30 protein-coding genes are annotated in these 22,627 nt (G+C 67.5%); 17 read left to right on the forward strand and 13 right to left on the reverse strand.

The features are described from left to right. Positions 1-6: 6 nt before the first annotated feature. Complete coding sequence (locus E0H45_RS08160) at positions 7-603, reverse strand: mycothiol transferase (RefSeq protein ID WP_131335713.1); 597 nt, start codon at positions 601-603, stop codon at positions 7-9. A 60-nt stretch (positions 604-663) separates the two neighbouring features. Between E0H45_RS08160 and E0H45_RS08165 the strand changes: the two genes are divergently transcribed. After that, positions 664-1,134, forward strand: a complete 471-nt coding sequence (locus E0H45_RS08165; RefSeq protein WP_165546381.1) for an NUDIX hydrolase — start codon at positions 664-666, stop codon at positions 1,132-1,134. Here the strand turns inward: E0H45_RS08165 and E0H45_RS08170 are convergent. Together E0H45_RS08170 and E0H45_RS08175 are read right to left on the reverse strand one after the other, a co-directional pair. Next, positions 1,097-1,705, reverse strand: a complete 609-nt coding sequence (locus E0H45_RS08170) for a hypothetical protein (protein ID WP_131335717.1) — start codon at positions 1,703-1,705, stop codon at positions 1,097-1,099. The genes E0H45_RS08165 and E0H45_RS08170 overlap by 38 nt on opposite strands. Beyond that, positions 1,702-2,256: a GNAT family N-acetyltransferase gene (locus E0H45_RS08175; RefSeq protein WP_131335719.1), complete on the reverse strand. Its 555-nt coding sequence runs from the start codon at positions 2,254-2,256 to the stop codon at positions 1,702-1,704. The genes E0H45_RS08170 and E0H45_RS08175 overlap by 4 nt, the downstream gene beginning before the upstream one ends. A gap of 112 nt (positions 2,257-2,368) precedes the next feature. Between E0H45_RS08175 and E0H45_RS08180 the strand changes: the two genes are divergently transcribed. Together E0H45_RS08180 and E0H45_RS08185 are read left to right on the forward strand one after the other, a co-directional pair. Continuing rightward, positions 2,369-2,728 carry a YciI family protein gene (locus tag E0H45_RS08180; protein WP_131335721.1) on the forward strand — a complete coding sequence of 120 codons (360 nt, stop codon included), beginning with the start codon at positions 2,369-2,371 and terminating at the stop codon, positions 2,726-2,728. A 22-nt stretch (positions 2,729-2,750) separates the two neighbouring features. Then, entirely contained in the window at positions 2,751-3,296 is a 546-nt protein-coding gene (locus E0H45_RS08185) for a GNAT family N-acetyltransferase (protein ID WP_131335723.1), read from the forward strand. 7 nt (positions 3,297-3,303) lie between these two features. Here the strand turns inward: E0H45_RS08185 and E0H45_RS08190 are convergent, their stop codons facing one another. Then, on the reverse strand, positions 3,304-3,681 hold the full coding sequence (locus E0H45_RS08190) for a hypothetical protein (protein WP_131335725.1): 378 nt from the start codon (positions 3,679-3,681) through the stop codon (positions 3,304-3,306). 250 nt (positions 3,682-3,931) lie between these two features. Here E0H45_RS08190 and E0H45_RS08195 point away from each other — a divergent pair, with 250 nt between their 5' ends. After that, positions 3,932-4,522, forward strand: a complete 591-nt coding sequence (locus E0H45_RS08195) for a helix-turn-helix domain-containing protein (RefSeq protein WP_131335727.1) — start codon at positions 3,932-3,934, stop codon at positions 4,520-4,522. Between the two features lie 10 nt (positions 4,523-4,532). Here E0H45_RS08195 and E0H45_RS08200 read toward each other — a convergent pair whose 3' ends face one another. Next, on the reverse strand, positions 4,533-5,291 hold the full coding sequence (locus tag E0H45_RS08200) for a DUF4389 domain-containing protein (protein ID WP_131335729.1): 759 nt from the start codon (positions 5,289-5,291) through the stop codon (positions 4,533-4,535). Positions 5,292-5,935: 644 nt separating this feature from the next. Between E0H45_RS08200 and E0H45_RS08205 the strand changes: the two genes are divergently transcribed. The 3 genes from E0H45_RS08205 to E0H45_RS08215 all read left to right on the forward strand — a co-directional run bounded on the left by E0H45_RS08205 (position 5,936) and on the right by E0H45_RS08215 (position 8,082). Further along, positions 5,936-6,532 (forward strand): hypothetical protein, encoded by a 597-nt coding sequence (locus E0H45_RS08205; RefSeq protein ID WP_131335731.1) that lies wholly within the window; start codon positions 5,936-5,938, stop codon positions 6,530-6,532. Between the two features lie 72 nt (positions 6,533-6,604). Beyond that, the gene (locus E0H45_RS08210) at positions 6,605-7,465 is read left to right on the forward strand and encodes an NAD-dependent epimerase/dehydratase family protein (RefSeq protein ID WP_131335733.1); all 861 of its coding nucleotides are present in this window, start codon (positions 6,605-6,607) and stop codon (positions 7,463-7,465) included. Between the two features lie 47 nt (positions 7,466-7,512). Continuing rightward, positions 7,513-8,082 carry an NUDIX domain-containing protein gene (locus tag E0H45_RS08215; RefSeq protein WP_131335734.1) on the forward strand — a complete coding sequence of 190 codons (570 nt, stop codon included), beginning with the start codon at positions 7,513-7,515 and terminating at the stop codon, positions 8,080-8,082. A 15-nt stretch (positions 8,083-8,097) separates the two neighbouring features. On the opposite strand, the gene E0H45_RS08220 is transcribed toward E0H45_RS08215, so the two are convergent. Beyond that, positions 8,098-8,664: a TetR/AcrR family transcriptional regulator gene (locus tag E0H45_RS08220; RefSeq protein WP_131335736.1), complete on the reverse strand. Its 567-nt coding sequence runs from the start codon at positions 8,662-8,664 to the stop codon at positions 8,098-8,100. 139 nt (positions 8,665-8,803) lie between these two features. Between E0H45_RS08220 and E0H45_RS08225 the strand changes: the two genes are divergently transcribed. Continuing rightward, positions 8,804-10,273 carry an MFS transporter gene (locus E0H45_RS08225; protein WP_131335738.1) on the forward strand — a complete coding sequence of 490 codons (1,470 nt, stop codon included), beginning with the start codon at positions 8,804-8,806 and terminating at the stop codon, positions 10,271-10,273. Between the two features lie 82 nt (positions 10,274-10,355). On the opposite strand, the gene E0H45_RS08230 is transcribed toward E0H45_RS08225, so the two are convergent. The 3 genes from E0H45_RS08230 to E0H45_RS08240 all read right to left on the reverse strand — a co-directional run bounded on the left by E0H45_RS08230 (position 10,356) and on the right by E0H45_RS08240 (position 12,921). Continuing rightward, positions 10,356-11,819, reverse strand: a complete 1,464-nt coding sequence (locus tag E0H45_RS08230) for a DUF2252 domain-containing protein (protein ID WP_238154856.1) — start codon at positions 11,817-11,819, stop codon at positions 10,356-10,358. 178 nt (positions 11,820-11,997) lie between these two features. Next, positions 11,998-12,285: an LURP-one-related/scramblase family protein gene (locus E0H45_RS08235; RefSeq protein WP_131335740.1), complete on the reverse strand. Its 288-nt coding sequence runs from the start codon at positions 12,283-12,285 to the stop codon at positions 11,998-12,000. Between the two features lie 180 nt (positions 12,286-12,465). After that, complete coding sequence (locus E0H45_RS08240; RefSeq protein WP_165546382.1) at positions 12,466-12,921, reverse strand: DUF1269 domain-containing protein; 456 nt, start codon at positions 12,919-12,921, stop codon at positions 12,466-12,468. A gap of 419 nt (positions 12,922-13,340) precedes the next feature. On the opposite strand from E0H45_RS08240, the gene E0H45_RS08245 reads away from it, so the two are divergent. After that, positions 13,341-14,138 carry a bestrophin-like domain gene (locus E0H45_RS08245; protein ID WP_131335744.1) on the forward strand — a complete coding sequence of 266 codons (798 nt, stop codon included), beginning with the start codon at positions 13,341-13,343 and terminating at the stop codon, positions 14,136-14,138. A 60-nt stretch (positions 14,139-14,198) separates the two neighbouring features. On the opposite strand, the gene E0H45_RS08250 is transcribed toward E0H45_RS08245, so the two are convergent. The 4 genes from E0H45_RS08250 to E0H45_RS08265 form a co-directional block, all read right to left on the reverse strand. Continuing rightward, a complete protein-coding gene (locus tag E0H45_RS08250) occupies positions 14,199-14,888 on the reverse strand; it encodes a hypothetical protein (RefSeq protein WP_131335746.1) in 690 nt (229 codons plus the stop codon). Positions 14,889-15,340: 452 nt separating this feature from the next. Beyond that, complete coding sequence (locus tag E0H45_RS08255; protein ID WP_131335748.1) at positions 15,341-15,610, reverse strand: hypothetical protein; 270 nt, start codon at positions 15,608-15,610, stop codon at positions 15,341-15,343. Positions 15,611-16,033: 423 nt separating this feature from the next. Continuing rightward, a complete protein-coding gene (locus E0H45_RS08260; RefSeq protein WP_131335750.1) occupies positions 16,034-16,720 on the reverse strand; it encodes an HAD family hydrolase in 687 nt (228 codons plus the stop codon). Continuing rightward, entirely contained in the window at positions 16,717-17,562 is an 846-nt protein-coding gene (locus E0H45_RS08265; protein WP_131335752.1) for a GntR family transcriptional regulator, read from the reverse strand. Before E0H45_RS08265 ends, E0H45_RS08260 begins: the two co-directional genes overlap by 4 nt. A gap of 140 nt (positions 17,563-17,702) precedes the next feature. Between E0H45_RS08265 and E0H45_RS08270 the strand changes: the two genes are divergently transcribed. The 8 genes from E0H45_RS08270 to E0H45_RS08300 are packed head-to-tail and all read left to right on the forward strand — an operon-like array spanning position 17,703 to position 22,621. Beyond that, positions 17,703-18,110, forward strand: a complete 408-nt coding sequence (locus E0H45_RS08270; RefSeq protein WP_131335754.1) for a plasmid replication, integration and excision activator — start codon at positions 17,703-17,705, stop codon at positions 18,108-18,110. A 2-nt stretch (positions 18,111-18,112) separates the two neighbouring features. After that, positions 18,113-18,475, forward strand: a complete 363-nt coding sequence (locus tag E0H45_RS08275; RefSeq protein ID WP_131335756.1) for a hypothetical protein — start codon at positions 18,113-18,115, stop codon at positions 18,473-18,475. Next, positions 18,475-18,747 (forward strand): hypothetical protein, encoded by a 273-nt coding sequence (locus E0H45_RS08280; RefSeq protein WP_131335758.1) that lies wholly within the window; start codon positions 18,475-18,477, stop codon positions 18,745-18,747. Before E0H45_RS08275 ends, E0H45_RS08280 begins: the two co-directional genes overlap by 1 nt. 5 nt (positions 18,748-18,752) lie before the next feature. Further along, positions 18,753-19,037 (forward strand): hypothetical protein, encoded by a 285-nt coding sequence (locus tag E0H45_RS08285; RefSeq protein WP_131335760.1) that lies wholly within the window; start codon positions 18,753-18,755, stop codon positions 19,035-19,037. Positions 19,038-19,039: 2 nt separating this feature from the next. Further along, entirely contained in the window at positions 19,040-20,482 is a 1,443-nt protein-coding gene (locus E0H45_RS08290) for an FtsK/SpoIIIE domain-containing protein (protein WP_131335762.1), read from the forward strand. Continuing rightward, positions 20,479-20,871 carry a WhiB family transcriptional regulator gene (locus tag E0H45_RS42815; RefSeq protein WP_238154857.1) on the forward strand — a complete coding sequence of 131 codons (393 nt, stop codon included), beginning with the start codon at positions 20,479-20,481 and terminating at the stop codon, positions 20,869-20,871. The genes E0H45_RS08290 and E0H45_RS42815 overlap by 4 nt, the downstream gene beginning before the upstream one ends. Further along, positions 20,868-21,068 carry a hypothetical protein gene (locus tag E0H45_RS42820; RefSeq protein WP_202872226.1) on the forward strand — a complete coding sequence of 67 codons (201 nt, stop codon included), beginning with the start codon at positions 20,868-20,870 and terminating at the stop codon, positions 21,066-21,068. Before E0H45_RS42815 ends, E0H45_RS42820 begins: the two co-directional genes overlap by 4 nt. After that, entirely contained in the window at positions 21,065-22,621 is a 1,557-nt protein-coding gene (locus E0H45_RS08300; protein WP_131335764.1) for a replication initiator, read from the forward strand. Before E0H45_RS42820 ends, E0H45_RS08300 begins: the two co-directional genes overlap by 4 nt. Positions 22,622-22,627: the final 6 nt, after the last annotated feature.

Here is a 22,627-nt window from a genome sequence, read left to right on the forward strand (position 1 = left end):
GACGGGTTATGCCTGCGTAGCGGTTCGCTTCGGGCCTACCGGCCTCCAGTCGCTTGGCGGGTCCTCGCCGACGCGGCCGTCGACGGCCTCGCGGATCAGGTCGGCGTGGCCGGTGTGGCGGCCGTACTCCTCGATCAGGTCGCAGACCAGGCGGCGGAGGCTGGCGTGCCGCCCGTCCGGCCAGGTGATGTCGGCCGGCTGGTCGAGCCCGCCGTCGGCGATCGCCGCCGTCAATGTCTCCCGGGACCGCGCGACCGCACCGTCCCACAGCGCGTACAGCTCAGCCGGCGTGTTGTCGACGGCAGAGTTGAACTCCCAGTCGTTGTCGTCGCGCCAGCCGTTCTCCAGCCACGGCCCGGCCATCGGCTTCCCGCGGAACTTCACGTCGAACATGTAGTCCTCGTTCGCCGCGAGATGCTTCATCAACCCGCCGAGCGTGATCGACGACGCCCCGATCCGCGTGTTCAACCCGTCCGCGTCCAGTTCGTCGACCTTGTACCGGAACGTCGTACGCAACCGGTCCAGCGCCCCGACCAGATGCTCGACATCACTCCCCGCCAACGGCGGCTCCCACCACGGCGAAACCCACGCATTCTCACTCATGGCAGCACGGTAGATCCGATTCCGGACGCTCTCCTTCCGGAACCTGCAATACTCGCCCGCATGCAGCGATACGCGGGCGTGATCGCACGGTACGACGGGATGGTCGCGGTGGTCCGAGAGCAGTACGAGGCCTGGGATGCGCCGTACTGGAACCTGCCGAGTGGAGCCGTCGAGGACGGGGAAACCCCGGCGGACGGCGCCGTGCGGGAGCTACGCGAGGAGTCGGGGCTGGTCGCCGCGGCGGGAGATCTCGAGCTGGTGTGGACGACGCGGACGACCGCTGACGGTCGCGTCACGTCGCGGTCCTGGAACTACGTCGTGGACGTGAGCGATCCCGCGTTCGCGGTCGACGATCCGGACGGGTCGGTGATGGAGGTTCGGTGGGTCCCGGTCGAGGACGCCGTACTGCTGCTGGGCAAGATGCCGTACCCGCCGATCGCCGTACCCGCGGTCGACTACCTGGCCTACGGCATCCGCGGGCGGGACTGGGGATTCACCCTCTACGGAGAGACCTGGAGCTGGGATCAGTGAGCCAGCCCGTGCGTTCGTAGATGTTGCGGTCGCCGAGCCAGTCACGATACTCGTCGTACGACGACGCGCCGGCGTCCAGCACCGCCTGGTACAGCCAGTAGCCCAGCGCGCGCTCGCCCCGGGTCACGGCCTCTTCTTTGATCGCGAGGATCGTGTCGCGCGCGGCCGGCGTCAGTACCTCTCGGAGCGCCTCGGCCAACGGTCCGCCGCCGAGGGCATCCGGGCCGAACACCCACATGTCGACGGTCCACGTTTCATCCGCCGTTTCGTACTCGAGCTTCCAGTACTGCCCCCGCTCGTGCCGATCGCGCGCGTCGAGATAGGTGATCCGCCGTACCTGCGGTAGCTCCGCCAGGATGCTCATCACCGCGAACCCGTCCGCGACGCGCGGTTCCTTCGAGCGGATCTCCAGATCGATGTCCGGCGCCACCACGAGCTCGATCCCGACCGAGCCGACGACGGTCACCTCGCCGTACGTGCTCCATCGCTCGATCAGGTCCAGGTCCCGCAGCAGCTCATGCGCCGTCTGCAGGCGGGCCTCGGCGCGGGCGGCGCGGGCTTGGGCGGTCATAGGGTTCGCCGTACGACGACGTTGCGTTTGGCCGTCGTACGGTCCTCGGCGTACGTCGTGAAGCCGGCGGCGAGGAACGTGCTCAGTACGCCGCGACCGGGATCGCCGGGCATCGCCTTCACCGGGTACGCCTCCACGATCCGCGCACCCGAACTCCGCGCATACTCAACGGCCGCGTCGACCATCGGCGACATCAGCCCTCGCCCGCGATACCCGCTCTTCACGAACAGGCAGTTGATCGCCCAGATCGTCTCGTCGTCCGGCTCGTCGATCGGCAGCGTCCGCGAGTGGACGATCGCGGAGTACTCCGTCCGCGGGGCGACGGCACACCAGATCGCCGGGCGGTCCTCGACGTACCCGATGAGGCCGACCGGGACGCCTGCCTCGACGAAACCCTCAAGCGCGGCGCGGTTCTCGGCGCTCCCGTTCGCGGCGACGGTTGACGCCGGCAGCCGGCGGGCCATGCACCAGCACCCCCGCGTCCCGCCGCTCGGCCCGAACAACTCGACCAGGTCGTCCCACCGCGCCTGGTCAACGGGGTACGCCTCCATCCGCGCATTCAACCATGATTGATGTCAGCAACCCTGTCGGATCCGGAGCTCGGCGTTCGTTGCAAGGGTGAGCGGCGGCCGGAAGAGGTCGTCAGGACAAAGGAGTGGTGAGATGCCGCGGTACCTGATCTCGTTCGAGAAGGGCTCGATGGACCACATCCCGGAGGAGGACTTCCCCGAGGTGGGCAAGGCCTCGCACGCGGTCTGTCAGGAAGCGAAGGACGCAGGCGTGTTCCGGTTCGGCGGCGGGTTGAGCTACGACGACGGCGACGTGGAACACGCGGTGGTCGGCACCGACGGACTGGTCACGGACGGCCCGTACCTGGAGGGCACGGAACTCATCGGCGGCTTCATGACCGTCGACGTCCCGACCCGCGAAGAGGCCCTGGCCTGGGCCGCCAAGATCGCCGCTGCCTGCCGGTGCCCTCAGGACGTCCGCAAGTTCCTGCACGACCCCGACCTGATCGAGTGATGCGCGGATAGGGTGGCCGACCATGAAGAGCGAGCTCGAGTCCGTCGCCTGGCCGCCGGACCCGATCAAGACCGAGCGCCTCGTGCTCCGCGAGCCCGAGGCGCGCGATCGTACGGCGATCATCGAGCTGCTCGCGTCTCCCGAGGTCGGCACGTACATCGGCGGCGCGCAGTCCCGCGAGGATCTCGAGCGAAACATCCCAGAGGCACCGCGGCGCCGTACCGGCCTGTTCGTGGTCGACCTCGACGGAGCGATGATCGGCACCGTCACCCTCGACCAACGCGACCCGAACCACCCGGACCAGGTTCGCCCGGAGCTCGCGTCGGTCGAACTCGGCTACCTGTTCCTCCCGTCCTCCTGGGGCCACGGCTACGCCGCCGAAGCCTGCGCAGCCGCCCTCACCTGGTTCGCCGCAGCCCGCCCCGGCGAGCCAGTGGTCCTCACCACCCAGTCCGCCAACCTCGCCTCGATGCGCCTGGCAACAAAACTCGGCTTCACCGAGGCAGCCCGCTACGAAGCCTGGGGTTCCGAGCAATGGCTGGGCCTCTGGACACCCCCGGCCCGCTGATCGACTGTCAGCGCCAGGGATCGCCCGGGGTCCGGGCGTAGCGCTGCCAGGTGTAGCGCCACGGGATGACGGCCGCGATGACGACGATGAAGGAGCAGTTGAACAGTACGTCGCGCGCTTCGGTGCTCAGGTCGTTGGCGATCAGGTGGGGAATCGCGACCGTACCGAGCCAGATGACCTTCCAGGCCACCTCGAACAGCAGGATCGGCAGCATCCGCACCGGGTATCTGAGCCCGAGGAACGCCAGCAACGACATGCCCGTCAGCAGACAGGCGACAACTCCTTCCATCACCGGCAGCGATCGAACGTCCTGGAACAGAACCGGCCACTTGACCAACGCCAGCCCTACCCCCATGAACGCGTAGCCGAGCCTCATGACGTTCATCCGCCGGACAGTCAGCTCCTGATCGCTCCGTGGGCTGGGCGTTCGTACGCGCGGTTCGTCGCGGCTGGCGGCGCTGCTTTGTGCACTCATGGCGTGTATTCCCTTCCTAGTGATGGTGGCGGGTCAGCAGGCGCCGGCGCAGCCGGGCTTCGGATCGAGCGATGGTGTGGTCATGCTCCAAGGCTGGCGCTGAGTCGGAGGTTCGGCTACGAAGGTTGCTGTTTGTGGGAAATGGGCGTCAGATGAGCGTGTGGAGGACACCTCAGCGGCGGAGATTGCCGCGGTGCTCGAGAGGGTCGGGGGACGGCTCAAGCGACTGCGCGCGCAGCGCAGGATGACCCTGGCCGAGGTTTCGACAGCGACGGGGATCTCGAAGAGCACGATGTCGCGGCTCGAGACCGGACAGCGGCGGCCGACCCTGGAACTGCTGCTGGCGTTGTCGCAGGTGTATCGGGTGCCGCTCGACGACCTCGTCGCCGCGCCGGTGCAGGGCGATCCGCGCATCCGCCTCAGGCCGGGTCGCGTCAAGGGCCGGACGGTGATCCCGCTGACGCAACATCCCGATGCCACGCAGGCGTGGAAGATCGTCATTCCGACCAGCAAAGTCACCCCGGAGGTCAGGGCCCACGAGGGCCACGAATGGATCTACGTGCTGTCCGGCCACCTGCGCCTCGTCGTCGGCAACGAGGACTGGGTGCTCGGACCCGGCGAGGTCGCCGAGTTCGGCACCGAACAGCCGCACTGGTTCGGCAGCACCGGCCACGAACCCGCGGAGATCCTCAGCATCTTCAGCCGCCCCGGCGAACGGATGAGTGTCCGGGGAACGACACCGCACGTTTAGCGCAGGTGGCTCAAGGTGTGCCGCCCGGAGCCGCGTCAGTGTCTGATGCCCTGAGCATGCGCTCAGAGCTCGGGTCGTCGGATGGGGACGGGACGGCGAGGACGGGATCGCTGCCGCCTTGGTCGAGGCGGAACGGCGGGTACACGTCGGTCATCAGGGCCGCATAGCCGGCGACCCGGAGAGCCCAGCGGTTCATTCCCAGGATCACGTCGTACAGCGATCGGGGGTATGCGCCGGTGAAGGCCAGGATGACGGCCGCGATGATCACCAGGATCCCAACGAGGCCGCCGCTGCCGCCGATGTTCCACTGCCAGTTGTCGGACCGGTTCGCAGCCCACATTCCACCGCCGACGAAGATGCCGACGATGATGTAGTGCGGGATCGCGAGCAGCCACCACTTCACCAGGACCAAGCCTCGGGACAGGCGCTCGGGGTAGTCGACCGACAGGTGCGCGGGATAGTCCTCGACCTCGGCCAGCGTGAACGGCGGGTACTGGTCGGTGCCGAGTGCTCCATAGGCGTAGTACGTCACGCGCCACGACCACCGCATCACGCCGACGTTGTAGTTGAAGATGCCGCGCGGATAGCGACCGGTGAACAGGATGGCGAAGAACGCCACGACCGAGGTGACCATGAAGCCGATCCACAAGAACAGCAACACGACGTAGTGCGGGATCACGAGGATCCACTTGACCAGCCAGAGCCACCTGGACGATTTCGGATCCGGCGCGGCGTTCACATGCACCGGGTATGCCACAGATGTTGTCATCAGAACCATCTCTCAAAGGGATTGCACAACGAATGAAGTCGCGGCCGTCTGCTTCTCACCGCAGAGGTAGCGGGGGTGTGTCCTTCGACCTCGGGAGAGCCCGTTCTGGCCGCAGACGTAGCCGAGCGCGATGCTGTGGTTCTGCCGCTTGACCACCGGATAGAGGGTGACCGCTCATGTTCGCCATGCGACTGAGCTCCCTTTGCAGGCAGCACAAGACCCCGGCGTCCATGTCCGCCGACGACGGACATGCCCGACACCCCCACCCACGTACGCCCCGTGCTCCTCACCATCCTCGGGTGATCAGTCCCTGTCAACGTTGCAATCAGCCGCTCGGGAGGATGCTCGGTGATGCCTGGTGCCTGCTGGTCATGGACAGAGTCGATCACGAGGCCCATGCTGAGGTCAGCGCGGTCAGATCTTGCTCAGTGATCTTCGAGTCGTCACAGCCTCGTGGCCGCGCCGGGGGCATCCGCATGGGGACCGGGAGCTTGTTCATCGTCTCCACCATGGCGTTGATGCTGTTCAGGCAGGTGATCGGCGGTGCCCGCTGATCGAAAGCCAGGCACGTAACGGCCCTTCAGGCACCGCGCCACCAGCATCGCAATCCAGCCGGCTATTGCCGCGCTCAGGAGTTGAGCACGATGAACGTCACCGCACCTTCACAACCAATCTTCCTACGCACCTGGCTGCTCTGGACCGTAGGCTTCCTCGCCTTCCCGATCGCAGGTATCGCGGGCGACCTGGCCGCGGGCCGCGTCAACGACCCGCTCGCCGCGTTGCTCGGTGGCGTGGTCACCGGCGCTGTCCTCGGCACCGGACAGGTGCTGGTCAGCCGCCGACGGCTCGACCCACGCCGATGGATACCGGCCACCGCGATCGGCATGGGCCTCGGGCTCCTGCTCGGCGCAGTAGTCGTCGACTACGGCACCTCGCTCGGCGAACTCGCGCTGATGGGCTTCCTCACCGGCATCGTCCTGGGCGCGGCGCAGACACTCGCGCTGCCGGCCCAGACCCACCGACGGTGGGCATGGGCCGCAGCCCTGCCGTTCCTGTGGGCGTTGGGCTGGACCGTCACCACCCTCGGCGGAATCAGCGTCGAAAACCAGTTCACGATCTACGGCGCTTACGGAGCCATCACCTTCTCCGCGCTGTCCGGCGTACTGCTCCACTACCTGCTGCCGTATCGCGCCGAGGCCGGCCCGGCTCCGACACAGCCACGGATCGAGACCAAGGCATGAGCACACCGCAGCACGTCATCTTCGGCACCGGCGCGATCGGCCTCGCACTGCTCGAGGCGCTACAGCTCCGCGGTGAGACCGCCCGGCTCGTCAACCGATCCGGGCACGCGCGTACCCGACGACATCGAAGTCGTCGGTGGTGACGCCCGCGACCCCGACTTCACAACAGCCGTCGCCAAGGGCGCCCGCGTCGTCTATCAGACGCTCAATCCGCCGTACCCCGAGTGGACCGCGCAATTCCCTGCGCTGCAGAACGGTGTGCTCGCCGCAGCGCAAGCCACCGGTGCGCTGCTTGTCAGCATGGAGAACGTCTACATGTACGGGCGTCCCGCCGGCCGCACCCTGACCGAAGATCGCGCGTACGACGCACACACCAGGAAAGGCCAGCTCCGGGGACGCATGGCACGCGAACTGCTCGCCGCCCACACAGCCGGCCGCGTCCAGGTCGCGATCGGCCGCGCATCCGACTACTTCGGACCTCGAGGCGGAGCGCAATCCAATCTCGGCGACCGCGTCTTCCCCGCCGCCCTGGCCGGCAAGACCGCCACTGTGCTCGGCGACCCCGACCAGCCACACACCTACACCTACATCCCCGACATCGGCGAAGCCCTCGCCGTACTTGGCGAACACCCCGACGCCCCCGGTCAGGTGTGGCACGTCCCGAACGACCCGGACACTCGCAGCACCCGACAGTTGGTCGACCTCGCCTACCAGTACGCCGGGCAACCCCGCACGAAGCTCCGCGCCATGCCACCGCTGATGCTCCGCGCTCTCGGCCTGTTCAATCCAACGATCCGGGAACTCACCGAAATGCAGTACCAGTTCGAGGAACCCTTCATCGTCGACAGCACCAAGATCGCCAACAAACTCGACGTACACGCCACACCGCTCGACCAAGCCCTCACCAAAACCCTCGCCACCTACCGCCCCTGACCACGACGCTCGCCCGGGTCCGTGTCGAGCTGTGGTTGGGTGGCGAGATGCCCGACGACGTGCATTTCACCGCCAAGTTCCCCACGAAACGGATGGCTGCCGACTGCTTGTTAACAGACCAGGCCGGCCGGTTGCTGGTGCTTCAGCCGCCCTGCAAGTCGACCTGGGACATCCCCGGCGGCATGGTCGAACGCGACGAATCGCCACGCCTCGCCGCCCAGCGCGAGGTCCGCGAGGAGATAGGTCTCTTGGTCGAGCCTGGCAGCCTGCTGGCGGTGGATTGGATACCGCAGTCAGGAGACTTCACGGAGATCGTCGCGTTTCTGTTCGACGGCGGGGTGCTCGCACCGGCCGACATCGACCGGATCGTGCTCCAGCCGACGGAGGTCATCTCCTCCAGGTTCGTCACCCTCGACGAGGCCAGGCACCTCCTCGACCCAGAACAGTTCGCACGCGTCGCCGCCGGTTTCAACAGCCGACGGACTGCGGAAGCCATCTACCTGGAGAACGGCGTTCCACCCGGCGTTGCGAGTGCCTCGGCAACCGTCGTACGCCAGGATCATGTTCATGGAGGTCAGTGCCCGGCTGACCCGCTGGATCAACCGCCAGTTTCCTGAGGGCAGCGCGGAGGGTCACAGCAGTCGGTCGACCAGGCCGTCGACGTAGTCCGGAGTGAGTGGGCCTATGCCGAGCAGGACTCGGACATACATCGGGGCCAGGATGTGGTCCACCACGCCTAACGCATCGGGTGCTTGCTCGCCGCGTTCGAGAGCGCGATCGAGCATGGACTGCAGTTGCCGGGTGCGTTCGGCAAGGAGGTCGTCACCCGCCCGCTGGCCTTGGTCACCGTGGCTGGACAGGGCGACAGCCAGGCGTAGCAACGCCAGACCGTCGGGTCCGGTGATCTCGCGGGCCACCTGGGCCGCGTAGGTGCGCAGGTCGCCGGCCAGGCTCCCGGTGTCGGGCATCGGCGACTGGGCGTTGAGGCGGGTGAGCGCCACGTCGGTGAGCAGGGTTGCCAGGTTGCCCCACCGGCGGTAGATGCTGCTGTCGGCCACACCCGCTCGGGCTGCGACGTCGCCAACGGTGAAGTTGCCGTAGCCGCGCTCGTTGATCAGGTCGGTGACGGCCTGGTGGACCTCCAAGCCGACGCGGGCGCTCCGCCCGCCAGGCCGCCGGGCCGGCTCTCGCTCGTTCATGACCTCACCTTAACGCAGTCGCGACTTGCGTTTGTGAGGGAACTCTCCCTACACTCGCCTAACGCAGCCACTGGCTGCTTTAGTGCGCCCTGAGGCCGACGGTCGTGGAGAGGCGCAACTGACGATTGAGAGGATCCCCATGGCTGCATCGCCTGCGGCCGTAGGCAGTCGACCGAACCGGTCCGTGCTGCTCACGGTGACCTGCCTGGGCCAATTCATGGTCCTGCTCGACAACACGATTGTTGGAGCAGCGCTGCCTGACATGCAGCACCGGCTGCACACTCAACTGACCGGTCTGCAGTGGATCGTCGACGCGTACGTACTGCTGGTCGCCATGCTGCTGCTGTCCGGCGGTGTCTTCGCCGACCGCTTCGGCCGTAAGCGCGTGTATCTGACCGGCGTCGCGGTGTTCACCGCCGCGTCGGTGGTGTGCAGCCTCGCGCCCTCGATCGGCTGGCTGGTCGCCGGCCGGGTACTGCAGGGCATCGGGGCCGCGGCGCTGAGCCCTGCATCGCTGGCCCTGCTCGCCGCCGCCTATCCCGTGCCGCAGGAACGCATCAAGGCGATCGGGCTGTGGGCTGGATTCAGCGGAGTCGGTCTGGCCGCAGGCCCCGTGGCCGGCGGCGTACTGACAGAGGCCTTCGGCTGGCCCTCCATCTTCCTGGTCAACCTGCCCATCGGCGTGGTCCTGCTGCTGGTCGGTCTGCGCAGCCTTGTAGAGGCCCGCAATCCGAGCGCCCCCGCGATCGATGTCCCAGGGACGGTGCTGTCCGTTCTGGGGGTGGGAGCGCTGACCTACGGGCTGATCGAGGGTGGCGCCCGCGGCTGGACGTCGCCGGTGATCCTGGGCAGCTTCACCGCCGCCGTGATCCTCCTCGCTGCCTTCGTCGCCGTCGAAGCGCGTCGTTCCGCTCCGATGCTGCCGCTGCGGCTGTTCCGGCAGCGGCTGTTCACCGTGTCCAACACCGCCATGGTCGTGGTGGGGTTCGCGCTGATGGGTTCGTCGTTCTTCTTCTCCCAGTTCTTCGTGTACGTCCAGGGCAGCTCGATCCTGCGCGCCGGCCTGCAGACCCTGCCGGCAACCCTCGCCATGGTGATCGTCAGCCCGTTCGCGGGCCGGCTCGCCGCCCGGTACGGCTTCCGCATCGTGGTTACCACCGGCCTGGCCCTGGCCGGCCTGGGACTGCTGGCGCTCGGCATGGTGCACGCCAATACCGGCTACGGCAACGTGTGGTGGCGGCTGGGAGTCGTCGGCATCGGCTTCGCCCTGACCATGTCCCCACTGACCGGAGCCGCCATCCAAGCAGTCAGCCCGCAGGAAGGGGGCCTCGCATCAGGCATCAGCAGCACCACGCGACAGATCGGCGCGGTGCTCGGCGTGGCCGTACTCGGAGCCATCGTCCGCACCCGGCAATCCGGCGGCGCCTCCTTCGAGACCGGCCTCAACAGCGCCTTCCTCGCGGCCGGCGCCGTCACGTTGGCCACCGCCGTATTCACCGGCCTGTGGCTGGCCAGGTCCAAACCCGCGGAAGGCTCCGCGGCACCGCAACGCTCCACCGATCCAGATGCGGTCACCACCTCGAACGAGGCGTCCGCGAACAGCCGCTGACGACGACGCCTGTGTCCCGGCCCGGCCGCCCGGGCGCTGCCTCCGCACGTCTACGTCTGCCCTGTGCCCGGCCACCTCGATCTCACATGTCGCGTTCGGCGGTGAGCCGTCCAGAGGCGACGGCGTCGACGAGGGATCGGTGGTCGCGCTGGTTCTGGTCAGCGTAGGCGGCGGCGAAGGCGGCGATGGCCCTGTCGAAGACGTCGGAGCCGCCGAGGTAGGTGGCGATCGCGATCCGGTCGCCGGAGCGGGCGTGCGCGCGGGCCAGCGTCCAGCCGCAGGCCTCGCCGTAGATCCGCATGCCGCGCGGTTTCATGGCCTCGATGGGCATGGAGTACTTCCAGTCCCGCAACTGCCGGACGTAGTAGTCGTGGGGCTTGCCGTCCAGCCCAGTCTTGGCCCGCTGCCAGCCCAGGAAGATGTCGCTGGCCGCCTGCATCAGCCGCTGGCCCGCGACCACCCGCTCCCCCTGGTTGGCGTACTTGCCGGCGCCGGTGAAACGGCGGAGCACGGATTCTTCGGCCTCCTTGACCTGCAGGAACAGCGGGTCGGAGCCGTCGCGGCCGAGCATCAAGATGATCCAGCAGCGGGTCCCGACGCTGCCCACGCCGACGACCTTGCGGGCCATGTCAGCGAACTCGTACTGCTCCAGCAGATACCGCCGGTCGGTTTCCAGCGTCCGCCGGTACTTGCCGATCAGGCCAGCGAGCGACGTCTGGAACGCGGCCACGTCCTGCGCCTCGGGTATCAGCTCATCGACCGGCACCAGCAGCGGCGGGTCCGAGACGATCCGTGGCCGGCCGCCGACCACCCGGCACAGCTTGGCCACCTCCTGCATGCTGTCCCTGGTCCGCGCCTTAGCCATGCCCTTGTCCCACATCTTGCGCTGCCGCGCCTTCATCTGCGAGTCGAACTCCGCCCGCAGCTCGTCCATATCCGCATGCGCATACCAGACATCCAGGTTGGTCATCTTGGCGAAGGCCCGCATCGCCTGCCGGTAGCTGGCCACCGCGGCCATCACCACCGCGCGGCGGTTCTTGCCGCCGAACCCGTTCTCCCGCCCGGCCACCTCCAGGCTGGCCGCCAGCCGCTTGACGTCCCATTCCCACGGCCCGGGTGTTGTCTCGTCAAAGTCATTGACGTCGAAGACCAGGCGGCGCTCCGCAGAACCGAAGATGCCGAAATTCGACAGGTGCGCATCCCCGCACGCCTGCACCGCCAGCCCGGACACCGGCGTGGTGGCCAGGTCGCTGGCCATCGGCAGCGCCGCGCCGCGGTAGAAGGTGAACGGGGAGACCATCATCCGCCCCCGCCGCACCGGTATCAGCTCCGGCACCCGCGAGGCCGCCTGCTCTTCCAGCAGCCCCACCGGGTCCGGCCGGCCCGGCCGCGGGTCGAACACCGCATGACTTTCCCGCGGCACCGCAGCCCGGGCTTCTTTACCCCGCGCAGCACGCTCCGCCGGGATCATCTCCTCCAGGCCCGACTCCAGCTGATACCGCAACCTGCCCCCGGGCGGGGCCCCCGCCGTCACAACACCCATCATCGGCTCCTCTCTACGCGCTGCGCGCCCGGCCAGCTGAGCTGCTCGAACACCTCGACGCCTGGTCCGAGGCGATCATCGACGCCGCAGCTGCGCAGTACAGCGGGAAGGCACCCGCCTGACGCTCACCGGTTCGGGGCACCGACCGCAGCCAACGGCGTACGCGATGTGCGCTCACGGTCTAGTCGGTCAGTTGCTCGAGCGCCACGACGGTCGCAAGCAGGAGTGTCTCGTCCTCGTCCGGGGCGATCTCTACTCCGTAGGTGTCGCGGACCCGGAACCAGCTCTTCGAGATGTGGGCGATCGTGTCGCCGTCGCGTTTGATCTCGTACTCGTGGTCGACGACGTTGCCGTGTGCCTTGAGATCCGGCCCGTCGTCGACGTCGATATCGAAGCGGTCCCGGATGCCGATCAGCGCCTTGTGGACTGTCGCGATCCGCTCGCCGCCGCGCTCGATGGCCCTGTGCATTCATTACGTGCCAGGCCGGCGGGACAGCGCCCGCGTCGCCGTAGAAGGTGAGCGGGGGACCCGGCACCCGGCCGAGCGCCTGGCGGACCGGCCTTCCTGGTCGACGCCGTCGCCTCAGGGCGGCTTGCTTCCGTGCCAAACATCGGTCACCTCCCGCCGGTCCTCACTGTGGCGACGCGGCTAGGACGTAGGAGCGGTGGCGGCTTGGTTGGCCTCCTCGAGATCGTCGTCGGAGACTGTGTGCGACTCCGCCGTACCGCCCAGCTCCGTCAGCTTGGCCGAGACGGCGTCCGCTTCGCTCACCGGCGCCAGCACCCCGACGGCGGCCTTGCCACCGGTGAGCTCGGATCCGAGACGTTCACGGTCGGCCTTGTCCATACCGAGGCCCTTGTGGTGCAGCGCACCGGCAAGTCCACCGCCGACCACTCCGACAGCGAGGCCGACCGGGGTGAACAAGGCCAGCGCCACACCGATGCCGGCCCCCTTGCCAGTGCTGCGTTTGCCGACCTTCTCGGTCTTGACCTCACCTTTCTCGTTCAGGACCAGAACGCCGACCGCATCCTTGCTGGCGAGCCCGGAGTCCTTGAGGGCCTGCGCCGCGGAATCCGCCGTGGCCTCGTTCGCGAATAGTGCCAACACAACAGTCTTGTTTCCCATGGGATTTCCTCTACAGGTGGTATGTCGCAGATCCGCGACATACCCGTTCTAGTCCGCCGGCCAGACGCACCGCCTCACCCCCGACGGACGATCCCGGACACGGCGGCCCGCCTACCGTCGTTCAGACCACCATTGGCAGCCGCCTACCCGCGCTTAGCGACCGACGAACACACCTTGCTGACGGCAGGCAAGCACTGCGACGCACGGTCAGGGGACGGGCCGATGAGTGACGACGCGGTTGCCATTGCACGAGTGAGCGCGGCCAACCGCGGGGACGCCCGACCAGCCAGGGCAATGTCCTCCGCCCGTCGCCGAGGTTCTCGCAGCCTGGCAATGAGGCGGTTCCCGTCACTGCGTGTTTGACTGGTCGGACGAACGTCTTTGTCTCCATCCTCATTGTGGTCGCGGTGACGGTCCTGGCCATCGCGGGCATGCTGGTCGTGCGCCGTCATGCGCCGGACGGTAGTTTTTTCCACGACGGCGACCGCGCGGCCGGCGTGTTCGGCGTACTGGCCACCGGTTTCGCGGTCCTGTCAGGCTTCGTGGTGTTCTTGGCCTTCTCCAGCTACGACACCGCCCGCAGCGGGTCGGAACAGGAGGCGCTGATCGTCTCCCAGCAGGTCGAGACCGCGCAGTTCTTCCCGGAACCTGCCCGCAGCGAGCTGACCAATGAGCTGGTCTGCTACGCCCGCTCGGTGGCCGGGGTCCAGTGGGATCGGATGCAGGCCGGCACGCTGGGCGAGGAGCTGAACCCCTGGGCCGGCGAGATGTTCCGTACGCTGCAGACGGTCAAGCCGAGCAGTGCGACCGAGCAGTCGGCCTTCGACATCTGGCTGAGCCAGCGGCAGGCTCGCGAGGAGGCCCGCCGCGACCGCTTGCACGGCGCCGTCGGGGTGATCCCGGCCCCGCTGTGGGTGGTGCTGTTCTTCGTGTCAGGTCTCATCCTTTTGTACATGCTTTTCTTCGCCGACAGCGGCGAACGGGCGGTGGTTCAGGCCCTGATGGCGGGCACGGTTGCCTCCGTCGTCACGTCGCTGCTCTTGCTGCTGGGAGCGCTCGACCAGCCGTTCCATGAGGGCTTCGGTGGCCTTCGTCCCGTGGCCATGCAGCGAACGCTGCGGATCATCGATGAGGAGCTCGTGGTGGCCAAGGAGAAGGTGTCTGCTCCGTGTGATGCCCGTGGGAACCCGCTGTAAGCGCCCGCGATGACCCACCTTGACCGAGAACCGCCGCCAGGTACACACGTGGGATGTTCATCAACGGGGTAGGGGCTGCTGGGCGAGCAGCACGACCGCGGCGAGCAGCATGACGCCGCCCACCGATGCGAGCACATAACGCACGCGCTTCTGCTTGAACGTCGTGCCGATGCCGACCAGGAAGAGCACAGTGGCCAACAGCAGCGTGATCCGAACGTATTTGTCTGCCGCGAGCCCGGCGTGGTCGCCACCCGCGGTGGCTTCCTCGGCCATCTTGTCGAGTGCCGCGGCCTTCGCCAAGTCAGGCTGCACGTACTCCTTCATGAATGTCGGGCCGGGTGGCGCCGAGGGGTTGGTGTCCGGATTGGTGGCCAGCCACGCGTCGAAGGCGACTCTGAATTGGGGGCGGAAGCGACGCTCGGCGATCGCTTCCTTCTCCTTGTTGCCCAGCGTGTAGGCGGTGAACCACGCGTCGAACGTGCTCGAGTCGAAGTTGCGCAGCTCCGCCGCGGTCGCCAGCGCCCGGTTCGCCTGGACCCGCAGCGACGACGCCTGGGCGAGGTCGAGCCGGGACTCTGTGCTCCATTTGGCGGCGGAGTAGCCGGCCCAGGCTGTCACGATCGTGACGACCGACAGCAGCACAGCCTCGATCACCGGGATCGCGCGGCCGATGGCCTCACGAGCCCCATCCTCGTGGTCGTGGTCACGAAGCTGCTTGGCCACCTCCGACGGCGACAGTCCCTCAGGCATGACTCGAGGGTCTCCCGTCACGCGCGAACGCGCATCCTCCGCAGTGAGCGACCCGGATGGTTCACTCAGGCCGAGCTCGGACGTGGGGATGAGGAAACCCCCGGGCGAGGAACTGCCCTCTGACCTGGGGGTTTGGTGGAGCCGCCTGTCGGAATCGAACCGACGACCTTCTCATTACGAGTCCGCTTCCGTGAGCGTCCACTCGCCGACGACCCCCGATCCTGAGCGCCAATTGTGTCCAGTGGTCGAGGGTCGTTGACGGCTGTCCAGGGCCATCCGGGGGCCTCTCGGGGGCCTCGCTGTCCGCGAGATTCAAAGTTGCCGCCGACCTGTCCACCACGGTCCAGACAATGCATCCGCGCACCCCGCTCTGAGCCTGAACTCCGCCCAGCTAGCGCCTGGTCGTCCACCCCGATCCACACCGTTTGTTAGCAAATCCGTTAGCAATCGGCCTACGGCTCAGTCAGCGTGAACCTTCCGTCAGGTGTCAGAGCAGTCACCAAAACGACCACCGTGCTGTCGTCTGGAAGGCGGAGATTGAAGGCCTCGTCCAGCTCGCAGAAGGCCGCGAGATCCGGACCTTCCTCAGTCCGCGCGAGCCGTCCTGTTGCCTGCCAGCCCTGCTCTCCTACCGCGATCGTCACCGATACCGGGAATGCGGCCAGACAGGTCAGGCTGTTCGCCCACCACTCAAGCCGCGCGGCGGTCGCCACTGATTCCATGTGGCGATCCTGGCATGACAGCCCGACGTGCCGCCATGACGCGGACCAGCTCATAGACCACGTTCTTTGTGTCTTCCCGTCTGCCGTTCAGCCCACGCGTAGCGCGATCAGGAGACGCCAGAGGGGCCAAGATGGAGCGCCCCGCTGGACGAACGATCTTGGCCCCTCTGGTGGCTCCTGATAGGTCCTGACTGGGCTGAGCGGCAGGCGGGAAGACGCACCCCGCCCCACACCGAACCGCCGGCCAAAATCGGACCGTCATCCCGGAGTCGTGAGGCCCCCGCCGGAGGCGTTTTGTTGCTCTAGAAAGACACCGAGAGCGGGCGCGGGCGGTGAACGGCCGGAGGGCGCATGCGCACGCCCGCGCCGCGCGCCGAAGGCGCGCCTTGATCCATAAGAGCCAAATTCGGCAGGGCGCTCGGGTCAGGCGGCGCGGATTGCCTCGGTGAGTTCGCCGATATGGGCGATCACAGCGTCGGCTCCTGCGGTAGCCAGATCGGCGGCCTTGCCGGGCTTGTTGGCGTAGCCGATGCTTGCAGCTCCGATCGCACGGGCGGCCTGCACGTCAGTGGCCTGGTCGCCGATGAGGGTGCAGGCGTCCGGTTCCACAGCTAGGGCCTGGGCGGCTCGCTCGATCAGGTGCGGGCTCGGCTTCATGAGGGCTGGATCGGATGGGTCGCGGGCCTCGATGTGCTGGACGAGACTGGTCAAGCCGACTCGATCGAGGTAGGCGCGCACCGATGCCCCAGTGTTGTTGCTGACGATCGCGAGTTGTCGGCCAGCGTCCCGGCAGGCTGTCAGGAAGGCTTCTACGCCCGGGGTTGGTGTAGCGCTCTCGACGGCTTTGATCTCGGCGGTCTGGAGGGCTTCCTCGACGTGGCGGCCCAGCTCGGGAGATACCTCGGCGGCAGCGCTCAGGAACTCGTGCGGGCTAGCGATCGCAGACATAGCCGACGGCAGTTCGCCGACCTGGTCGAGCGCGAGACCGCGCAACTCGTCGGTGATCTGCGACGCCGGATACCCGGCGAACACCGAGCACACCGGACCGTCGAAGTCGAGCAGGATGACAGGACTACGGCGCAGGGTGGCGGCCAATGCTTCGGCGGTCACGGCTCGTAGGTCCGACCGAGCGTGCCCCAGAGACTGTCAAACCAGCGTCGCGCCTGCTCGATGTACTGCGAACCGGTGGCCCGGTCGCCGTCAGTCACCGAGTGATGGAACAGGACAGTGTCCTTGCCCACGGCATCGAAGATCGACACGTCCTTGCTGCCGATCTTCACCTCACGCTCAACGACCGGGTAGAAGCCGAAGAACAGCTCCTCGTCGTTGATCAGGTACATCTTGAACATCATCGACAGCGGGATGACCCGGGTCTCGACCTCGGTCTTCTGGACCAGCCCCAGCTCGCCAAGTTCGCGGATCGACTCCGCAATGGCTCCGGCTGACCGGTGCGCGATCTCGGCCACGCGGGCTCGGACCGCAGGGTCGTCGCCGGGCTTCGACCCGGCACGCGATGGAACGGCGAGCGGCTGGGACAGGTCCGGCAGCAGCAGGCGAATGGTGACCGACTCCGGCGTGAGTCGTCCGCGCCGGATTCGTTCGATCGGCTCCTCCAGTGCACCGAGCAGGGTCTCACCGGTTAGGCCCGCAAAGTCGATGGTGACCCGCGTCCGTTCGAACGCCTTCTCGATGTGCGGGCGAAGACCGACCGCCTGGTCGGCCCGGTCGCGAACGTAGACCCCGCTGCCGACTCTCGACACGATCAGCCCCTCGTCGCGCAGAACCTTCAGCGCCTGCTGAATCGTCATCCGGGCAACGCCGTACTGAGTCGCGAGCTCCTGCTGTGAGGGCAGCTTCTCCCCCGCCGTGAACTTCTGCGTCAAGATCCCGGCGCGCAGCGCAGTGGCGACCTGCCGATACGGCGGGCGTGTGTCGTTCGGGTCTAGCTCCATGGCCCCCAGCGTAGTACCTGGCTAGCCAGCCTAGGAATTTATCTGTCCAAATACTTGACCTGACTAGCCAGGCTGGTTACCTTGGTCATATTCCAGCCTGGCTAGTCAGCCTAGGCGGCCTATACAGAGGAGTAACAGTCATGGCGATGCCGCGCAAGATCAAGATCGAGTTCGGTGAGGTCTTCCCGTACGGCGTGTTCGCGGTTTCGGAGGTCACGCAGGTGCGGGACTTCGAGCGGTCGACGCGTGAGCGTCCGGTGTACGCGATCGATGAGGAGACGGGGCTGTCGGTGTGGTCGGTCGACGTGATGGATGGTGACCGGGACGCCCGCAAGGCGGACCGTCAGGTGTCGATCAAGATCCTGGCCAAGCAGCAGCCGGTGCTGCCGCCTCAGCCGCAGGGGATGCCGTTCACGCCGGTCGAGTTCGAGGGCATGACGGCTACGCCGTACATCGCTGAGAACGGCAACCGCCCGCGTCTGGCGTGGTCGTTCAAAGCCATGGCGGTACGTGCGCCGAAGTCCGCTCAGGCTCCGAAGGCGGCCTGATCATGGGTGAGCCGATCAGGGTGTCGATGGACGTGCACTTCGACGGGAGCACGGGCCGGATCGAGTCGGCTCTGAAGCGGAGCGTGTACGGGCCGTACGTGACGATCACGGTCGGGGACGACGGCTACAACCGGGTCACGCTGTACTGCCACGACCTGGCGGCGTTGACGACGATGGTCGAGGCGATCGACCGGGCCCGTCAGAGTCTCACGGAGGTGCTGGGGTTCCTGCCGAGTGGTGAGCCGTGCGCGTACGCGGACGTGTTCGGCTCGATCGAGTGGAACGAGCACGACCACGACGAGTGCCTTGAGCACCTGGTCGATGAGCCGGTGCCGTACGCGCCGACTCAGCTCGGGGCGGCGTGATGACCGCGCTGTTCGCGACACGTCGGGATCTGGACGGCTGGGCTGATGCGCTCGGCGCACGGAACGACGACGAGGCGTCCGCGGAGCTGCACAAGCTGATGGGCCGGTTGCTCGACGGTCAGGACCGGGTCCGGAAGGTGGCGCGGTCGTTGTCGAAGGCACCGAACGACGAGGTGCGCCGGTCGCTGGCGCTCGCTCTGGGCCGGATCGATCTGGCCGTCCTGGTGGTCGGTGAGGCGCTGCGCGGGTTCGCAGTGCACGAGAGGGGTTGAGAGCCATGGCGATCACTGGAGTGGCTGGTAAGCGCCGGTTCCTGGATCTGTGGGCGCGGGCGCTCGGGGTCGGCAACGACCTGGAAGCAATGGCGAAGCTGCGGGCGGTGATGAACGAGCTGGACGACGCCCGTTCGCAGTTGCAGAAGACGACTCGGGTGCTGGCCAGCGTGCCGGACCCGGACGCCAATGTCGGCGCAACCGGTGCGATGGACGCACTGGAGTCGACCTGGCGGAACCTGCTGGCCGTCGAACGACGGTTCGCGAAGCACGAGAGGGGGCGCAAGTAGTCATGGGCAAGATCAAGACTGGTCGCGATGCTGCCGGAGGCGTTCCGGTGGTGCGCATGCTCGCCTCGCTGCTGCGCTACCCCGGCGTAATGGGTCCGCTGCTGCTGACCGGATTCACGGCCTGGTGGGGCCTGTCGCACACCTGGGCGCACATCATCGCCACAGGCATCGTGCTTGGGCTCGTGCTGGGGGTGTGGCGGCTGCGTCGACCGCAGTCGTTCCAGCGGCTGGTGTGGTGGCGGGTCAAGGCATGGTGGCGTCGCTGGTTCACCTACGCCCCGAACTGGTGGTGGTGGATGGGCCGGTTCGGGCTCTCGATCAAGACCGAGGTCCGGGGATGGATCGTGCGCCCCCGGATCATCAAAGTCAGGTCCAACGCGTCCACGGATTCTCTGCTGCTGGACCTCCCGGACGGGATTACGCCGGCGGATATCGCCGACTGTGTCGACAAGCTCCAGCACGCGACCCGTGCCCGCCGTGCGACAACTCGGCAGGCGGATCCGGGCCAGGTGTGGCTGGACCTGTACATGCGAGACCCGCTGGTGAAGACGATCCCCGCCGTACCCATCCCGGAGAGCCTGCGGGTGGAGGACCTGGACGGGCTGGTGATCGGGTACGCCGAGGACGGTTCCCCGTGGCGGCTGCGGGTCCGTGGCACTCACATCCTGGTTGCCGGGGGCACCGGCTCGGGCAAGGGCTCGGTGATCTGGTCGGTACTTCGGGCACTCACCCCGTTTATCCGGGCCGGGCTGGTCGTGGTCCACGCGATCGACCCCAAGGGCGGCATGGAACTCGACTTCGGACGGGACCTGTTCTACCGGTACGAGGCCGACGACTACGAAGACATGGTGCAGCTTCTCGAAACCGCTGCCGACGAGATGGACGACCGCGCCCGGTACCTGCGCGGCAGGGCACGCAAGTTCACCGCGTCACCGCAAACCCCGCTGGTCCTGGTTGTGGTGGACGAGCTGATGCAGCTCACGACTCTGCTGCCGGGTCCGGACGGGCGGCGCCAGATGGGCCGGGTCGAGACCGCGCTCGGACGCCTGCTGTCCAAGGGACGCGGCCCCGGCTACGCCGTCCTGGCAACCGTGGTCGAACCCACCAAGGACATCGTCACCTGGCGCGACATCTTCCCCGACCGCATCGCGCTCCGACTGGGCTCGTCCTCGCAGGTCGACATGGTGCTAGGGGAAGGCCAGCGCGATCTCGGAGCCGAAGCCGACAACATCGCGCTGTCGCTGCCGGGTGTCGGGTTCATCAAGGTCGAGAACTCGCCCGTCCCGATCCGGGTGCGCGCCGCCTACGTCACCGACGACGAGATCAAGGCCATGGCCCGCGAGTACCGGTCTCCGCACCACCTCCGCCCCGTCGACACAACCACCGCTGAGCTGGTTGACGTCGACGAGCTGGACCAAGCCGACGAGACGGGAGAGGCGGCATGAACCGGCAGCAGATCCCGGGCCAACTAGAACTCGTCTTCGACGCCGCGCCGGAGCTGACCGACGACCTACGCGCCGAGTTGACCGCGCACGTCGTCCCCGGCTGGCAGGCCATGGGCGCATGCCGCTCGACTGGCGATGACACGTGGTTCCCCGACGAGACCGACACAACCGGCAAGACGAACGCGGTCGACCGGTGCGGGTTCTGCCCCGTCCGCCGCTCCTGCCTCGCCTACGCCCTCTCCAGCGGCCAGGAGTACGGGGTCTGGGGCGGCACCACCGAACTGCAACGCAACGTCGTCGCCCGCGACCTGGTCGACGGCGCCCCGGTCGTAGACGCCCTGGACGGAGCGACGCTGCTGCCCGAATACCTGTGGAGGCAGGCGGCATGACGGTCCGGCTCCGCGTCTCGGGTGACCCCGACGAGATCGAGGTCATGGTCAAGGTCCTTGGCGTGGTGTTCGACCTCACCGGCTCTGGCCGCCTCTACCCCAACCACGGCTCGACGGGGGTCCGCGTCTACCTCACGGCGCGGATCCCCTGGGCCGGTGAACGAGAACAACCGCGCCGAGGAGATGGTCACGAATGATCTCGACCCTGGGCCAAGTCGCGCCCGACGTACTACACGACCTGGCCGTCCGCAACGGCGTCTGTGTCCGCCCCGTACTGTCCCGGCTGACCGACACCGCGACCGGTGAACAGCTCGTGATCCCGATCCCGTGCGGCTCGACTCAGGAACGCCAATGCCCGCCGTGCGCCGACCGCGCCCGCAAGCTCCGCATGCAACAGTGCCGCGAGGGCTGGCACCGAGACGACGAGGTCCCCGCGGCTTCGGATGACGACGCGGACGAGGACACCGGCAGCGAGGACGAAACCCCTTCAGACGTTGAAGAATCGGCCCGCCGTGTCCGGTCGACGCGTCGCCGCCAAGATGCCCCGGACCTGCCTCGGGTACCGATGGACAACCGCACAGTGGGTACGACGTTCACCGCTCCGGACGGACGCACCTACCGCCCGTCCATGTTCCTCACCCTGACGCTTCCGTCGTACGGCAAAGTCGGCCCAGACGGGACACCGCTCGACCCCGGCAGCTACGACTACCACCGGGCAGCGATGGACGCGCTGCACTTCCCCAAGCTCGTTGACCGGTTCTGGCAGAACCTGCGCCGCTGCGCCGGGTACAAGGTCCAGTACTTCGCCACCGTCGAAGCCCAACGCCGCCTCGCCCCGCACCTGCACGCCGCCGTCCGGGGCGTCATCCCCCGCCAGGTCGTCAAGGACGTGGTCGCCGCGACCTACCACCAACTGTGGTGGCCCCAGTGCACCGAACCCGCGTACACCGGGGACGACCTGCCCCGATGGGACGACTACGCCGGCGCTTTTCTGGACCCTCACACCGGGACACCGCTGCCCACCTGGGAACAGGCTCTCGACTCGATCGGAGACGACCTGGCCGCAACCCCGGCGCACGTGGTCAAGCTCGGAACCCAGCTCGATTACCAAGGCATCATCGCGGACGCTGACGACAAGGTCGGCAAGGCAATCGGGTACCTGACCAAGTACCTCGCGAAGTCCATCGCGGACACCTACGGCGACGACGACACGATCACCACCGCGCAAGCGATGCACCTCGACCGGCTGCACCGCGAGGTCCGCTGGCTGCCCTGCTCCCCAACCTGCTCCAACTGGCTCCGGTACGGCGTCCAGCCCAAAGACGCAGAAGCAGGCATGCGCCCCGGCTGGTGCCCATCCAAGGCCCACGACCGGCATCACCTCGGGTTGGGTGGCCGCCGCGTGCTCGTGTCGCGTCAGTGGACCGGCAAGACGCTCACCGACCACAAAGCGGACCGGGCCGAAGTCGTTCGGCAGACCCTCGCCATGGCCGGTGTCGATATGCCCGACACCGACCGCTACGCCACGACAACCCAGCTCGAGGACGGCATGCCCCGGTTCATCTGGACGCCGGTCGACCGCAACAACGACGACGACCTGCCCACTTGGCACGGCGTGCTCACACGCGGCATCAACGAACGCATCCGGTGGCGAACCCAGTACGAGCAGGCCAAACAACGCGCCAACGGACCACCCGCCGACGCCCGTTCGGCAACTGACACCGATGACGCTGCCAACTCGGCGGCATGACCTGGG

Source organism: Kribbella soli (assembly GCF_004331345.1).
In the GTDB taxonomy this organism is placed as follows: domain Bacteria; phylum Actinomycetota; class Actinomycetes; order Propionibacteriales; family Kribbellaceae; genus Kribbella; species Kribbella soli.

Coding starts and splice junctions, on each gene's coding strand:
- E0H45_RS42815 (WP_238154857.1), top strand. CDS start 20,479: ATGAACCGGCAGCAGATCCCGGGCCAACTAGAACTCGTCTTCGACGCC.
- E0H45_RS08255 (WP_131335748.1), bottom strand. CDS start 15,610: ATGGAATCAGTGGCGACCGCCGCGCGGCTTGAGTGGTGGGCGAACAGC.
- E0H45_RS08265 (WP_131335752.1), bottom strand. CDS start 17,562: ATGGAGCTAGACCCGAACGACACACGCCCGCCGTATCGGCAGGTCGCC.
- E0H45_RS08170 (WP_131335717.1), bottom strand. CDS start 1,705: ATGACCGCCCAAGCCCGCGCCGCCCGCGCCGAGGCCCGCCTGCAGACG.
- E0H45_RS08165 (WP_165546381.1), top strand. CDS start 664: ATGCAGCGATACGCGGGCGTGATCGCACGGTACGACGGGATGGTCGCG.
- E0H45_RS08300 (WP_131335764.1), top strand. CDS start 21,065: ATGATCTCGACCCTGGGCCAAGTCGCGCCCGACGTACTACACGACCTG.
- E0H45_RS08285 (WP_131335760.1), top strand. CDS start 18,753: ATGGCGATCACTGGAGTGGCTGGTAAGCGCCGGTTCCTGGATCTGTGG.
- E0H45_RS08175 (WP_131335719.1), bottom strand. CDS start 2,256: ATGGAGGCGTACCCCGTTGACCAGGCGCGGTGGGACGACCTGGTCGAG.
- E0H45_RS08290 (WP_131335762.1), top strand. CDS start 19,040: ATGGGCAAGATCAAGACTGGTCGCGATGCTGCCGGAGGCGTTCCGGTG.
- E0H45_RS08185 (WP_131335723.1), top strand. CDS start 2,751: ATGAAGAGCGAGCTCGAGTCCGTCGCCTGGCCGCCGGACCCGATCAAG.
- E0H45_RS08200 (WP_131335729.1), bottom strand. CDS start 5,291: ATGACAACATCTGTGGCATACCCGGTGCATGTGAACGCCGCGCCGGAT.
- E0H45_RS08160 (WP_131335713.1), bottom strand. CDS start 603: ATGAGTGAGAATGCGTGGGTTTCGCCGTGGTGGGAGCCGCCGTTGGCG.
- E0H45_RS08230 (WP_238154856.1), bottom strand. CDS start 11,819: ATGATGGGTGTTGTGACGGCGGGGGCCCCGCCCGGGGGCAGGTTGCGG.
- E0H45_RS08235 (WP_131335740.1), bottom strand. CDS start 12,285: ATGCACAGGGCCATCGAGCGCGGCGGCGAGCGGATCGCGACAGTCCAC.
- E0H45_RS08180 (WP_131335721.1), top strand. CDS start 2,369: ATGCCGCGGTACCTGATCTCGTTCGAGAAGGGCTCGATGGACCACATC.
- E0H45_RS08270 (WP_131335754.1), top strand. CDS start 17,703: ATGGCGATGCCGCGCAAGATCAAGATCGAGTTCGGTGAGGTCTTCCCG.
- E0H45_RS08220 (WP_131335736.1), bottom strand. CDS start 8,664: ATGAACGAGCGAGAGCCGGCCCGGCGGCCTGGCGGGCGGAGCGCCCGC.
- E0H45_RS08205 (WP_131335731.1), top strand. CDS start 5,936: ATGAACGTCACCGCACCTTCACAACCAATCTTCCTACGCACCTGGCTG.
- E0H45_RS08215 (WP_131335734.1), top strand. CDS start 7,513: ATGCCCGACGACGTGCATTTCACCGCCAAGTTCCCCACGAAACGGATG.
- E0H45_RS08275 (WP_131335756.1), top strand. CDS start 18,113: ATGGGTGAGCCGATCAGGGTGTCGATGGACGTGCACTTCGACGGGAGC.
- E0H45_RS08190 (WP_131335725.1), bottom strand. CDS start 3,681: ATGAACGTCATGAGGCTCGGCTACGCGTTCATGGGGGTAGGGCTGGCG.
- E0H45_RS08225 (WP_131335738.1), top strand. CDS start 8,804: ATGGCTGCATCGCCTGCGGCCGTAGGCAGTCGACCGAACCGGTCCGTG.
- E0H45_RS08280 (WP_131335758.1), top strand. CDS start 18,475: ATGACCGCGCTGTTCGCGACACGTCGGGATCTGGACGGCTGGGCTGAT.
- E0H45_RS08250 (WP_131335746.1), bottom strand. CDS start 14,888: ATGCCTGAGGGACTGTCGCCGTCGGAGGTGGCCAAGCAGCTTCGTGAC.
- E0H45_RS42820 (WP_202872226.1), top strand. CDS start 20,868: ATGACGGTCCGGCTCCGCGTCTCGGGTGACCCCGACGAGATCGAGGTC.